The 12,357-nt window shown below is 64.2% G+C and carries 12 protein-coding genes; 4 read left to right on the forward strand and 8 right to left on the reverse strand.

Annotated elements, in window-relative coordinates; translation table 11 throughout:
* Positions 1 to 8: 8 nt before the first annotated feature.
* Together F3H96_RS12015 and F3H96_RS12020 are read right to left on the reverse strand one after the other, a co-directional pair.
* Positions 9 to 1,136 carry a glycosyltransferase family 4 protein gene (locus F3H96_RS12015; protein WP_188131361.1) on the reverse strand — a complete coding sequence of 376 codons (1,128 nt, stop codon included), beginning with the start codon at positions 1,134 to 1,136 and terminating at the stop codon, positions 9 to 11.
* Between the two features lie 10 nt (positions 1,137 to 1,146).
* Entirely contained in the window at positions 1,147 to 1,710 is a 564-nt protein-coding gene (locus F3H96_RS12020) for a polysaccharide biosynthesis/export family protein (RefSeq protein WP_149801954.1), read from the reverse strand.
* Between the two features lie 262 nt (positions 1,711 to 1,972).
* On the opposite strand from F3H96_RS12020, the gene F3H96_RS12025 reads away from it, so the two are divergent.
* Together F3H96_RS12025 and F3H96_RS12030 are read left to right on the forward strand one after the other, a co-directional pair.
* Positions 1,973 to 4,201, forward strand: a complete 2,229-nt coding sequence (locus tag F3H96_RS12025; protein WP_149801955.1) for an exopolysaccharide transport family protein — start codon at positions 1,973 to 1,975, stop codon at positions 4,199 to 4,201.
* Positions 4,202 to 4,593: 392 nt separating this feature from the next.
* Complete coding sequence (locus tag F3H96_RS12030; protein ID WP_149801956.1) at positions 4,594 to 5,028, forward strand: peptidylprolyl isomerase; 435 nt, start codon at positions 4,594 to 4,596, stop codon at positions 5,026 to 5,028.
* Positions 5,029 to 5,254: 226 nt separating this feature from the next.
* Here the strand turns inward: F3H96_RS12030 and F3H96_RS12035 are convergent, their stop codons facing one another.
* Both F3H96_RS12035 and F3H96_RS12040 read right to left on the reverse strand, forming a co-directional pair.
* Positions 5,255 to 5,491, reverse strand: coding sequence for a hypothetical protein (locus F3H96_RS12035; protein WP_149801957.1), 237 nt, complete (start codon positions 5,489 to 5,491; stop codon positions 5,255 to 5,257).
* 119 nt (positions 5,492 to 5,610) lie between these two features.
* Complete coding sequence (locus tag F3H96_RS12040) at positions 5,611 to 6,840, reverse strand: GNAT family N-acetyltransferase (RefSeq protein ID WP_149801958.1); 1,230 nt, start codon at positions 6,838 to 6,840, stop codon at positions 5,611 to 5,613.
* Between the two features lie 89 nt (positions 6,841 to 6,929).
* Between F3H96_RS12040 and F3H96_RS12045 the strand changes: the two genes are divergently transcribed.
* A complete protein-coding gene (locus F3H96_RS12045; RefSeq protein WP_149801959.1) occupies positions 6,930 to 7,988 on the forward strand; it encodes a polysaccharide deacetylase family protein in 1,059 nt (352 codons plus the stop codon).
* Between the two features lie 6 nt (positions 7,989 to 7,994).
* Here the strand turns inward: F3H96_RS12045 and F3H96_RS12050 are convergent, their stop codons facing one another.
* On the reverse strand, positions 7,995 to 8,210 hold the full coding sequence (locus F3H96_RS12050; RefSeq protein ID WP_149802048.1) for a DUF2842 domain-containing protein: 216 nt from the start codon (positions 8,208 to 8,210) through the stop codon (positions 7,995 to 7,997).
* Positions 8,211 to 8,361: 151 nt separating this feature from the next.
* Between F3H96_RS12050 and F3H96_RS12055 the strand changes: the two genes are divergently transcribed.
* Positions 8,362 to 9,453, forward strand: a complete 1,092-nt coding sequence (locus F3H96_RS12055) for a COX15/CtaA family protein (protein WP_149801960.1) — start codon at positions 8,362 to 8,364, stop codon at positions 9,451 to 9,453.
* Here F3H96_RS12055 and F3H96_RS12060 read toward each other — a convergent pair.
* The 3 genes from F3H96_RS12060 to speB are packed head-to-tail and all read right to left on the reverse strand — an operon-like array spanning position 9,443 to position 12,243.
* Positions 9,443 to 10,276: an aminoglycoside phosphotransferase family protein gene (locus F3H96_RS12060; RefSeq protein WP_149801961.1), complete on the reverse strand. Its 834-nt coding sequence runs from the start codon at positions 10,274 to 10,276 to the stop codon at positions 9,443 to 9,445. The two genes, F3H96_RS12055 and F3H96_RS12060, sit on opposite strands and share 11 nt — an antisense overlap.
* 4 nt (positions 10,277 to 10,280) lie before the next feature.
* Positions 10,281 to 11,213 carry an N-acetyl-gamma-glutamyl-phosphate reductase gene (gene argC / locus F3H96_RS12065; protein WP_149801962.1) on the reverse strand — a complete coding sequence of 311 codons (933 nt, stop codon included), beginning with the start codon at positions 11,211 to 11,213 and terminating at the stop codon, positions 10,281 to 10,283.
* A gap of 28 nt (positions 11,214 to 11,241) precedes the next feature.
* Entirely contained in the window at positions 11,242 to 12,243 is a 1,002-nt protein-coding gene (speB, locus tag F3H96_RS12070) for an agmatinase (protein WP_149801963.1), read from the reverse strand.
* Between the last annotated feature and the right edge of the window lie 114 nt (positions 12,244 to 12,357).

Raw genomic sequence — 12,357 nt, forward strand, 5'->3', positions numbered from 1 at the left:
GCCGTGGCCTACTTGTCCAGCGCCGCGAAATAGGCCTCCTCGATCTCGCCCGCCATCACGTCGGCGCCGAATCGTGCCTTGAGCTCATCGGTCTGCGGCATCAGTTTCCGGTAGGCGTCGAGGTCGCCGAACGCCCTCTCCAGCTTGCCGGCGAGTTCGCCGGCATCGGGCCGGATGAGGGCAGGGGAGCCGTCGCCGAAGATTTCCGGAATACCGCCGACCGCGGTCGCGATCATCGGCATGCCCGCGGCGAGTGCCTCAAGCACGATATAGGGCATCGCTTCCGCGCGTGAGGGCACGACGATCATCTCCGCCAGCGCAAAAGCCTGCCGCGCCGGCATCGGCGGCAGGAAACGGACGTGGCCTTCGATCCCGAGGCGTTCGACCTGCGCGCGGTAGCGCGGCAGGTCGTCGCCGTCGCCGACCATCACGGCGCTCAAGGGGCGCCCGAGCGCATTGCCGGCCAACGCCAGCGCATCGATGAAGATGTCCGGTCCTTTCAGGTCGCGCATCATGCCGATGTAGAGGAGATCTGCGGCATCCGTTGCTGTCGCCACCGGTTCGAGCTCGGCGGCGCGCAGGCCGTTATAGACAAGCCGGTTGGGTATGGGCGGCTCGCCGACTTTTCGCCGGTAGGTCGTCCGCTCGTAGTCGGACACGAACAGCAGGCAGTCGGTGAAGCGCGCCATCAAGCGTTCCAGGCCGAAGAACAGCTTTCCGGTCGCCGTCGTTTCGTCATAGTGGAGGGAGCCGCCATGCGGCGAATAGAGGCGGGCAACGCGAGACCTTGATACCCGCAACAGTGAGCCGAACAGACGGGCATAGGCGCCACCCTTGGCGCCATGCCCGTGCAGCACGTTCGGCCGCAATTCCTGGATGATTCGGTAGGTGCGCCTGGCCGAGGCGAGATCGCCCGGACCGACATGGCGCTGCATCGGCGTGCGGTGGATGCCGAGCGCGAGGCTGTCCTTCATCGCCTCGAAAAGATGCTCCTCATAGTCGCCGCCCGTGGTCGAATCGCAGACAATGCCCACCGAATGGCCGGCGGCGACCTGCGCCTCGGTCAGATCGCGCACGTGCCGGAAGATTCCTCCGACAGGTGAGCGAAAGCAGTGGACGATCCTGAGATTCGCCACGACGTCTTTTTCAGAACAGGCGTTCGCGGACGTAGATGGTGTCACCCGGCAGGAGCGGGTCGGACGTCAGCACCCGACCGGTCATCACCTTGCCGTTGATGTCGCGGGTGATGTCGACACTCTCCTGGTTGGCGCGCGGCGTATAGCCTCCGGCGATCGCGACCGCCTTTTGCACGGTGAGGCCGGGCACGTAGGAATACTGGCCGGCGGCGCCGACTTCGCCCATGACGAAGATCGGCCGGTAGCGGTCGATCTCAACCGAGACGTCTGGATCGCGCAGATAGCCCTGGCGCAATTTGTCGGCGATCTCCTTTTCCAGCTGCTGCGCGGTGTGGCCTCGGGCCGGAACCGCGCCGACCAGCGGGAAGGAGAGATAGCCGGACTGATCGACGCTGTAGGTGTTGGTCAATCCGTCCTGCTCGAACACCGTGACGCGGACGCGGTCACCGGCGCCGAGTCGGTAGGGTTGGTCGAGCACCTCATGGAAGGCGGCCGGCGTCGGGCGGTAGCTCGAGCAGCCGGTGAGCAGTGACAAGGCAATGAAAGCGCGAAAGAGGGAAGCAGTGCTTTTCATGACCGGCCAGGAACCTTCATCGCTCTTGCCGCATGCCGCGGCCAACCCCAGGAAAGTGCGTCCGTTATCATCCTGTTAGGGTTAATGGGCGGTAAAGGCTCGTAGCCCGAGGCGGAGAAGGCAGGCAAAAAGCCCAATTGTTCCATTGTCTTCGCTCAATGTTCTTTGAGTGATAACTAATAAGCGCGCATTCTGATCTTAACGGGTGAGTTACCATAGTTGTTTACGGTCCATCCTCGACTCAAAGTTCGGAGCAGGATGCATGTCCGTTCAGTCCGCGGCCGCAGACGTCGATGTCGATCTGAGGCAGCTCTTCGCCAGCCTGGCGAGGAATTGGCTGCGCATTGTTTTTGTCACGCTTCTGGTTACCGGGCTGGCCTTCGCTTTCGCCTGGCTCGCCACGCCCTATTATAAGGCGACGGCCAAGCTGGAAATCGGCTCGCGCGAATCGGAATACACCCGGCCGCCGGGCACCAATGATGACGACAAGCCGATTTTCGACGAGCAAGGCGTGGCCACCCAGGTTCAGATCATTTCCTCGCCCGACATCCTCAAGCAGGTGGCGACCAAGCTCAGCCTGGACAAGCTGCCGGAGTTCGACGAAACGCTGAAGATGTCGGCGCTCGGACGCGTGCTGGTCCTCGTCGGCTTGAAAAGCGATCCCTTCGATATTCCGCCGGAAGAGCGCGTGCTGAATGCCATGCACGACAAGCTCAATGTCTATGCCGTTGAAAAGACTCGCGCGATCGCGATCGAATTCTCTTCTAAGGATCCAAAGCTTGCCGCGGCGATCGCCAACGGCATTGCCGACGCCTATATCGCCTCGAAGGGCGACGCCAAGCTCGAATCGAATGCCGCCGCCACCGACTTCCTGGCGCCGGAAATTGCCGACCTGCAGAATCGAGTCAAGGACGCCGAGGCCAAGGTCGCCGCCTTCCGCGCCCAATCCGATCTTCTGATGGGCGGCAACAATTCAGTTCTTCCGACCCAGCAGCTGTCTGAACTGTCGAGCGAGTTGTCGCGCGTGCGCGCCGGCCGCGCCGCGGCCGAGGCGAGCGCCGAGAGCGTGCGTCGGGCGCTGCAGAATGGCGGTTCGCTGGACAGCGTGCCGGAAGTCCTGTCTTCCGAGTTGATCCAACGCCTGCGCGAGCGTCAGGTCGAGCTCAGGGCCAACATCGCCGATCTTTCCACGACCCTGCTGGACAATCATCCGCGCATCCGGGCGCTGAAGTCGCAGCTTGCCGACCTTGACGGCCAGATACGCAACGAGGCTCAAAAGATCATTCGCGGGCTGTCGGCTCGGGCTGAGACGGCCAAGGCCCGCGAGGATCAGCTGGTCTCGGACGTCAACACCCTGAAAGCCGCGTCCGCCCGCGCCGGCGAGCAGCAGGTCGAACTTGACGCCTTGCAGCGCGACGCGAACGTTCAGCGCCAACAGCTTGAATCTTATATGGCCAGCTATAACGCCGTGGCCTCGCGCAAGGATCGCAAATACTCGCCCGTCGCGGCGAGCCTGATCGGGAAAGCGCAGGTGCCGTCCCAGCCTTACTTCCCCAAGATCGGGCCGATCACCGGGGCCGCCGCCGCGGCCTCGCTGCTTGCGATGTCGATCGCCACGCTGCTCGGCGAATTGTTTTCCGGTCGCGCCATGCGTCCGGCCCCAGGCGCCCGCATCGAGGACATAGAACAGGTTGCAATGCCAGCCGCGCGCAGCGAACCGGCTGAAGCCGAAGACGATGGCCGCCCCTTTGCTCCCTATGAGGAAGTCGTGGCCGGCGAGCCTCCGGCGGAGGCGCCGGCTGCCAGCATGGCAGGCGGCAAGGCGCGTGAGCCGGTCGAGGCAGCGCCAGGCGCGGCGGCAGCGGAGCAGGCTGAGCCACGTCCGTCGAGGCTCGGCGAGATCGATGTCGACAAGGCGGCCGAGAAGCTGATCGCTTCAGGTGCCGCGCGCGCGATCTTCGTGTCGCCGGAGGGCGACGAGGCGGCGGCGTCCGCGGTGCTGGTGGCGCGCGAAGTATCCGACGCCGGGCTGCGCGTGCTGCTGCTCGACCTCACCGCATCGGGGGCCGCGTCGCGGCCGATGCTGGACTCGAGCCTCTTCCCCGGCATCACCAATCTGCTTGCTTCCGAGGCGCAGTTCAGCGACGTCATCCATCCCGATCTTTATTCGGACGCGCATGTCATTCCGGTCGGCACCGCCGATCCGGTCCGCGCCATGCGGGCGGCCGACCGCCTGCCGATTATCATGCAGTCGCTGACCACGGCTTACGACCTCGTCGTGGTCGAATGCGGCCCGGCCGACGCGCAAGGCATCGGCCGCCTGGTCGGCGACGGCACGGAGGTCTTCCTGTCGATGCTGGAGGCCGACGAGCAGGTGACGCAGGCCGCGGTCAAGCTGATCGAAAGCGGCTATCCGGATCTGACGCTGGTGACGCCGGTCGGCCACGAACCGCCAGGGACACCGGTGCCCGGGCGCCGCTCGGCTGCCTGAGGCGGGGGCCGACAGGACTGTCCTGCGCTGCGACGCTAGCCAAGGATAATCGCGAGATACCGGAGGCCCAGGCCGCGACGAATCGAGCACTGCTCGGTCGGGGGTATGGCAGTCCTTAATGCATGTCGCCCAGAAGTGTGCAGCGGTTCTGGGATGACGACATGCGTCAAAACAAAGACTTAAAAGCGCGTCGCCTGAATCTGTCTCAGCGCGACCCGCTTTAGGGTCGCAGACCGAACAAGGGGCATTTCTCGGCGGCTCCTGCACCTTTACATCGGCGGCAAAACACCTAGTTCTGATGTTTCGCGCTGCGCATTTTCGTGCGTGGATGATCGAGAGCGGGACCGTGAACCCCCTGGCCGGTCCCCCAAAACTCCCAAAGGATGGCTGCTATGACACAGGCCAAGAATGGCGACACTGTACTCATCAACTACACTGGGCGTCTGGTCGACGGCACCCAATTCGATTCTTCCGGAAGCGAACCGTTGCAGTTTACACTGGGTGAAGGACAGGTAATTCCTGGTCTCGAAACCCATGTCGAGGGCATGGAGGTCGGCACGAAAAGCACCGTCACCGTTCCTGCTGACGCCGCCTATGGCCCGCATCGCCCCGAAGCGGTCGTAACCATCGATCGCGCTAGCGTGCCGGAAAACATCAACGTCGATATTGGCACCCGATTGCAGGCCCGCACCCGCGAGGGACGTGCCATGCAAGTAACGGTCATCGGCGTGGACGACGCCAGCGTCAAGCTCGACGGCAATCATCCGTTGGCCGGAAAGGACCTGGTGTTCGACGTTGAATTGGTCGAGATCGTTCAGGCGGCGTAGTTGGAGCAATTCCAGGAAAAGTGTGAGCGGTTAGGCTCGGCGACGTCGGCGTAGCCTTCCGTCCGGAATTGCGTTAAAAACAAAGAGATGGAGCGGTTCGCCGTTTCCGTGAAACGGTGAAACCGCTCTAGGACTGAAAGACTGCCCCGGGGAGCGCGGCCACGAGCGCTACCAGAAAGGCATTCCCGCGCGGCCCTCCAAGGCAGAGGCAGAGGAATCGCGATTGTCACGGCGCGCGATCGGTCAGGGCGTTGGCCCCTTCCTGCCCGGCGCAATGCGCGCAGCAATAGATGATATCGCCCTGCTCGACGCCATGTCCCATGATCCGCACCCTGCAATGCGGGCAGGTCGGCGCAAGCTTCTGGACCGCGCACTCGAAGCTGTCAAACGTGTAGGTTTGCCCGCCCAGGCTCACCAGGAATGCCTTGTCATAGTCGTTGCCGCACTGGTCGCATTTAGCCATGGCCATTCTCCTTCCGAGTGCGAAAACCTCTCGGCGCTCGATAGGTTCCGTCGAGTCCCTCTGGGTCTTGGTACGCTTGCCCGCAGTCCGCGACGGTTATTGTGCAACTCTTACCAGGCCTAGCTGTCGTCTTCGGCCGCGGCGGGCGCCGCCGGCCCGGCTGCCTTGCGGCGCAGCATCTTGGTCAGTTTCCAGGCCGTCGGATTGTTCTTGATGAAGGCCTTGGCGCGTGCGCCTTGCCGCATCGCCGCCGCCAGTGCGCGGCCCTTCAGCGTCAGCGGTGCGAGCACTTCGAAATGCTGGATCTCGATATCGCACCAGAGCCGCTTGTAAGGCTCGTCGCCGACCGAGAAGTCATAGACGTCGAAGCCGAGCTCGCAGGCTTCCTGGATATTGTCGAAGAACAGGAAGTCGCCGGGGCTGGTGAAGGCCAGGTCGTCCTCGGCAATGGCGCCGAACTCACAGATCAGCCGCTTGCCCGATCGACTGGAGCCGGTAACGGCGCGCAATTTTCCCGCCACCTCCAGACCATGCAACAGGAAGGACGGTTTTTCCTCCGTCAGCGCGTTGGCAAACAGCGCCCGAAAGAAGTCGCGTACTTGCCTGTCGCCGAAGACATTGGCGATCCCCATCTTGGCAAAACGCGCTTCCTTCATATCGAGGAAGGCATCGAGCAGCCTGTCGACCTCGTCGCGGGTGCCGGCTTCGATGCGGCGGAAGCTGCCGACGGCCTCGAACTTGCGCGTTTGCGAGCGGTGCTTCTTGCGCTTGCGTTTACCGCTCGCGCGCGACAGCAGCGCGTCGAACCCGCCGTCGAGATCGACCGCGAGCGCGAGGTTCGGACTGGGGAAGCTGCGCAGCGCGGCGAGCGGGTTGGCGACGCCGTCGAGGTCGGGCAGCAGCCTTTCCAACGAGATGAGGTCGATGTCCGGCCGGGCCTTTGTGATTGCCTTGAACATCGAGCGGATCGCCGGGCCGTCGACAGCGGGCAGGAGACGCGGATCCGCCGCCGCGAAATTGCCGTTGGCATGGCGTCCGCCGGCGAAACGGGCAAGCCTGAACGGACCGCGCTGAATGACTTCCAGCGCCAGAGATAGCGCCGGACGGCCATCGCAGGTCAGCGTCGCGACGACGATGTCGGCGCCGGTCGCTGTCGCCCAGTTCCTCACCCAGGATGCGCTTTGCGCCGGCGCGAACAGCGCCGAGGCGCAGAATTGCACGTAATCGGCAAGGCCGGCGCCGTCGCTTGCGATCGCAGCCCACCGGCCTTGATCGGCGCCAACGGATCGCGCGGAAGCCTCATTGGCCGCGACCCGGTTGCCGTCAAATGACGCGGCGGCGTCAACCATCCCTCAATCCTTAAGACGTATTGGTTGCAACCTGGGGTTCGCATGGGCGCAAGTGTGCTTGGAAGAGCCTAGGCGCAAAAGGTGAAGGAATGATCGACGGGGGCGAGGCGATCCGCAAACTGGCGTTGAACCTTGCCCGCTACTCCGGCCTTGCGCCTCTGGCGCGGCCGTTTGTCGGCGGCATCGGCGCGATCCTGATGCTGCACCGCGTGACCGCGGCGCCCGAGAAGCCGAACAGCGTCAATCGCCACCTGAACATCGCTCCCGCCTTCCTCGACAGGTTGATCGCCGACATGAAGGGACAGGGTTATGCCTTTGTATCCCTTGATGAAGCGATCGAGCGCATCAGGACTGGCGGCAAGGGCGGTCAGTTCGCCACGATCACGGCGGACGACGCCTATCGCGACAACATGACGGAAGCGCTGCCGGTGCTGGAAAAGCACGGCGCGCCGATCACCATCTACGTCGCTCCCGGTTTGATCGACGGCGCCGCCGACCTTTGGTGGGATGTGATTGAAGACATCGTCGACACCAGATCGCGTCTGACGCTGAATGCCGCCAACGGCACGACGGTCGTCGATTGCTCGACACCCGGCAGAAAGGCCCAGGCCGTCGCGCGGCTGAACGCGTGGCTGACCTTGGAAGTCCCCGAGGAAGAGCAGCGCGCGGCACTGCGAGACCTGGCTCGTTCGAACGGGTTCGAATTCGGCTCGGGCCGCCCATGCACCTTGATGAACTGGGACGAGCTTCGCACCGTGAGCACGCACCCTTTGGTGACCATCGGCAGCCATACCGTCAATCACCGCAACTTGAAGCGGCTGTCCGAGGCCGATGCGCGCCATGAGATCGAGGACGTTCGCCGCATTCTCGCGGAAAAGCTCGGCGGAGAGCCGCACCATCTGGCCTATCCTTACGGCTATGCCAGCGCCGTCGGCCGCCGTGAGGTTGGCTTCGCCCGCGACGCGGGCTATGTCTCGGCGGTGACCACACGGCACGGCGTGCTGCGCGCCGAGCATGCCGGCTTCCTGCATGCGCTGCCGCGCATCTCCGTCAACGGCCGCTACCAGAGCGTGTCGCATCTCCGCACGATGCTGTCCGGCATCACAACGCCGCTCGCCAATGCGGGCAAGATGGTCGTTACGGTCTAAGGCGTGTCAGCCTTTGGGGCGTGGCTCGATGATCAGCCATTTGATGATGGCCATCGCCGGCAGAACCCAGAGAAAGCCGCTGAGCAGGAAGAACAAAAGATGCGCGGTGGGCCCATACGCGGCGAGCCTGGTGACCGCGACGGCCGAGGCGATCAGCGCGTAGATGACGACCAGCGCCACCAGCAAAATGGTTCCGATCAGCTTTTTCAGGCGAATGGGCATATCGCGGTCTCGTTGACCAGCCCGGCTTAGGCCGATTGGAGCCCGCGTGCAACCGTCGCGGTCCGGCGCGACGGCGTGCCGCGCTGTGCAGTCTTGCCACGACGCGAGCCTTGGTCCACCAATCGCGCGTTTCAACCGCCGGGAAAGCGAAATGGCAGCCATCACCGCCGCGGCTCCTTATGCCGCACGCGACCGCCACCTGCATAACCGCGCCCTGGTGCGTGGCTGGCTGTATCTCGTCCTGCTCGTGCTGTTCGCGCTGGTGCTGGTCGGCGGTTCCACTCGTCTCACGGGCTCGGGGCTGTCGATCACCCAATGGCAGCCGATCCATGGCGTCATCCCGCCGCTGAACGATGCCGAATGGCAGGAAGAGTTCCAGCGCTACCAGCAGATCCCGCAATATACCGAGCTCAACAAGGGCATGAGCATCGAAGCCTTCAAGTCGATCTTCTGGTGGGAATGGGTGCACCGCATCCTCGCCCGCAGCGTCGGCGTCGTCTTTGCTCTGCCGCTTCTGTTCTTCTGGGCAACACGCCGCATCGAGCGCGGTCTCGGACGGAAGCTGGCCGGCATCCTGTTGCTCGGCGGCCTTCAGGGTGCCATCGGCTGGTGGATGGTGGCGTCGGGTTTGGTCGATCGCGTCTCGGTCAGCCAGTACAGGCTCGCCACGCATCTGACGCTTGCCGCGCTGATCTTCACCGCCACCATGGTGGTGGCGCGCGGCCTAGCGCCGCATTCGGAGCCCGCCGCCGACCGTTCGACGCAGCGGCTCGCCGGCTTCATCGTGCTTCTGGCATTGATCCAGATCTATCTCGGCGGGCTGGTTGCCGGCCTGCACGCCGGCCTGAGCTACAACACATGGCCGCTGATGGACGGCAAGCTGATCCCGTCCGATCTCTTGCTGCTCGAACCAGCCTGGCGAAACTTCTTCGAGAACCCGAAGACCGTGCAGTTCGTGCACCGGATGGGCGCCTATACGCTCTTTGTCGTAGCGCTCTGGCAGATGATCGCCACATGGCGGCGCTTGCCGGGCACCACGCATGCCCGCCGCGCCACGTTGTTGTTTGTGCTTGTCGCGGTGCAGGCTTCGATCGGCATCGGCACGCTGCTGATGGAGGTGCCGCTGCACATGGCGCTGACGCATCAGGCGATCGCGCTGGTGTTGCTCGGTTTCGCCACTGCGCACTGGCGCGGCACCAAGGGTGCTTATCCGCTGCCCACCGAGATTGCCGTCAGAAGCTGAGACGAACGTTTCGGATCGCCTCGGCGACCGCCAACTCGCGATTTTCATCAATCGCATTGCCATCCTCGCGATGCCACGCGGCCGACAGGCAGCCATACGCGATCGCGTGGTCGAGGATGATGCGCGGCGGCTGTCCGAGCGTTTTCCCAAATACCTCGGCCATATGCGCGATGCGGCACGGGTCGAGGCAGAGGTCGTCGCGATCGAGCGGATTGTAGAACATGTTCGCCGCGTCGAAGCCGGGGTCACCGAGCACGCCCTTCGGGTCGATCGCCAGCCAGCCGCGCGACCCGAACAGGATGTTGTCGTGATGCAGGTCGCCATGCAGCGGCTTGACCTCGTGGGGATCGGCAAGCAGCCGCTCGGCGGTTGTCGCCGCTTCGACGTAGAGCGTGCCCTGGCCGGCATCGCGGTCGGCTTTGGCTGCCCGAAACAGGCTGACAAATCTTTCGCCCAGCGGCTGTAGGTCCGGTGGCGGATGAGGTTCCGAAGGCGAGAGCAGTTTCGCCAATACCTCGGCCGCGATCGCTGTGGCGGCGTCGTCGCCATGCTCGGCGAGATGCTGTGACAAGAGCCGGTGGCCGGCATATTCGAGCAGCATGCGATTGCCGTCACGGCCGAGCAGCCGCACCGCGCCTTCGCCACGCCGCCAGGCCAGGAAATGCTCGCCGCGCAGCTCGTCCGCGACATCGTCGAAGGGTTTCAGGTCCTTGACGATCGCCGGCGAACCATCCGCGCGCGTTACCTTCCAGATCCGGCTCGAGAAAGTCTCGGCGATGAGTTCGGGAGCGCTGACTTTCCAGCGCTCAGGGAATGCCTGCATCGCTCTAGGGCTTGATGCCGAGCATCAGGTCCAGGTTCTGCACGGCCGCACCCGAGGCACCCTTGCCGAGATTGTCGTAGACCGCCAGGAGCAGCGCCTGCGCCCGGTCGTCATTGGCGAACAGATAAACCTTCATCCGGTTGGTGCCGTTATAGACCTCCGGGTCGATCTCCGGCATGCGCTCCATATGGGTATAGGGCGCGACCTCAACCACGCCGCCATCGATCGAGGCGTAATGGTCGGCGATCGCGGCGTGAAGCTCGGCGCCCGTCGGCACGCGGTCGAGGCCGCCAAGCTGCAGCGGCACCACTGTGATCATGCCTTGCGCGAAATTTCCGACCGCCGGCTGCATGATCGGATCGCGCGACAGCTTCGCGTAGGTGCGGAGCTCCGGGACGTGCTTGTGCTGCAGCGTCAGCCCGTAGGGCAGGAACTCCGGCGCGTCCTCGCCCTTGCCGACATAGTCCTCGATCATCGGCCGGCCGCCGCCGGAATAGCCGGAAATGCCGTTGACGGTCACCGGGAAGTCGGGCGGCAGCAGGCCGGCCGCAACCAGCGGCCGCAGCGTCGCGATCGGTCCTTGCGGCCAGCAACCCGGATTGGCGATGCGTTTCGCGCTGGCGATCTTCCTCGCCTGGTCCTTGTCCATCTCGGCGAAGCCATACTCCCAGCCCTCGGCAACGCGATGCGCGGTCGAGGCATCGATCACCTTGGTCGTGTCGTTGGTAATCAGCGACACGCTTTCCTTCGCCGCGACGTCCGGCAGGCAAAGGATCGCGACATCGGCGGCGTTGAGGAATTCGGCGCGGGCGGCGGCTTCCTTGCGGCGTTCCGTCGGGATGGAGATGATCTCGAGATCGCCACGATCGGCCAGCAGCGCCCTGATCTGCAGGCCCGTGGTGCCGTGTTCGCCGTCAATGAAGATCTTCGGTTTCATCTCTGCCAGATTCCCTGCGATTCCAATGTTATATGCCGTGCGCGTGATTCACCGCTGCATGATCGCCGTTGCTCAATTCGTCAAGCCTTGCCTTTCGCTCCGCCAGCAGGCCGAGATAGTGCATGGCGATGATCGATCCGGCGATCGCCGTTATATCGGCATGATCATAGGCCGGCGCAACCTCCACGATGTCGGCGCCGACGATGTCGATCTGGCCGAGCTGGCGCAGCGTCGACAGCATCTTTGCCGAGGAAGGGCCGCCGGCCACCGGCGTGCCGGTGCCGGGCGCGAAGGCCGGGTCGAGGCAGTCGATGTCGAAGGTAAGATAGGTCTTCCTGCCGCCAGTGCGCTCGACGATCGCATAGGCGATGTCTGAGGCGCGCATGTCCTCGACCTCGTGGCCGAACAGGATCTTTATGCCGAACGTGTCGGGCGCATGGGTGCGGATGCCGATCTGGATCGAGCGGTCCGGATCGATGATCCCTTCTTTCACCGCGCGGGCAACGAATGAGCCGTGATCGATTCGCTTGCCGTCATCCGGCCAGGTGTCCTGATGCGCGTCGAACTGCACCAGCGCCAGCGGCCCGTGGATCGCGGCATGCGCCTTGAGCAGCGGCCAGGTGACGAAATGGTCGCCGCCGAGCGTCAGCAGGAACGCGCCTGATTTCAGGATCTTGGCCGCCTCGCGTTCGATCGTGCCGGGGGTCTTCTGGTGGTTGCCGCTGTCGAGCAGGCAATCGCCATAGTCGACCACCGAGAGGTGCTCGAACAGATCGCGAGAAAACGGATATTGCGGATCGTTGTCGAGGATCGCCGAGGCGCGGCGGATCGCCTGCGGCCCGAAGCGGGCGCCCGGCCGGTTGGTGACGGCTGCGTCGAACGGAATGCCCCACACCACGGCGTCCGCGCCCTTCACGTCCTTCGTGTATTTGCGCCGCATGAAAGACAGCGCGCCGGCATAGGTCGGCTCGAACGACGCGCCCGTCTTGGAGCGGGCGGTGAAGGCGTGGTCGATCTCTTGGTTCGCCATTACGGATCCCTCGGTTTCATCGGGCAGCCACCACTACAGAACCGGCACGCAACATGCCAGTCACAGCTTGCGGAAACGGGGCGGCGCTCGGCGCGTGCCGCGGCAACACAGGAT

This window comes from Mesorhizobium sp. NFR06, from assembly GCF_900115245.1.
In the GTDB taxonomy this organism is placed as follows: domain Bacteria; phylum Pseudomonadota; class Alphaproteobacteria; order Rhizobiales; family Rhizobiaceae; genus Mesorhizobium.

Bases quoted from the DNA above. Each gene is read 5' to 3' on its own strand.
- F3H96_RS12020 (WP_149801954.1), bottom strand. From the start codon at position 1,710: ATGAAAAGCACTGCTTCCCTCTTTCGCGCTTTCATTGCCTTGTCACTG.
- F3H96_RS12025 (WP_149801955.1), top strand. From the start codon at position 1,973: ATGTCCGTTCAGTCCGCGGCCGCAGACGTCGATGTCGATCTGAGGCAG.
- F3H96_RS12030 (WP_149801956.1), top strand. From the start codon at position 4,594: ATGACACAGGCCAAGAATGGCGACACTGTACTCATCAACTACACTGGG.
- F3H96_RS12035 (WP_149801957.1), bottom strand. From the start codon at position 5,491: ATGGCTAAATGCGACCAGTGCGGCAACGACTATGACAAGGCATTCCTG.
- F3H96_RS12040 (WP_149801958.1), bottom strand. From the start codon at position 6,840: ATGGTTGACGCCGCCGCGTCATTTGACGGCAACCGGGTCGCGGCCAAT.
- F3H96_RS12045 (WP_149801959.1), top strand. From the start codon at position 6,930: ATGATCGACGGGGGCGAGGCGATCCGCAAACTGGCGTTGAACCTTGCC.
- F3H96_RS12050 (WP_149802048.1), bottom strand. From the start codon at position 8,210: ATGCCCATTCGCCTGAAAAAGCTGATCGGAACCATTTTGCTGGTGGCG.
- F3H96_RS12055 (WP_149801960.1), top strand. From the start codon at position 8,362: ATGGCAGCCATCACCGCCGCGGCTCCTTATGCCGCACGCGACCGCCAC.
- F3H96_RS12060 (WP_149801961.1), bottom strand. From the start codon at position 10,276: ATGCAGGCATTCCCTGAGCGCTGGAAAGTCAGCGCTCCCGAACTCATC.
- argC (WP_149801962.1), bottom strand. From the start codon at position 11,213: ATGAAACCGAAGATCTTCATTGACGGCGAACACGGCACCACGGGCCTG.
- speB (WP_149801963.1), bottom strand. From the start codon at position 12,243: ATGGCGAACCAAGAGATCGACCACGCCTTCACCGCCCGCTCCAAGACG.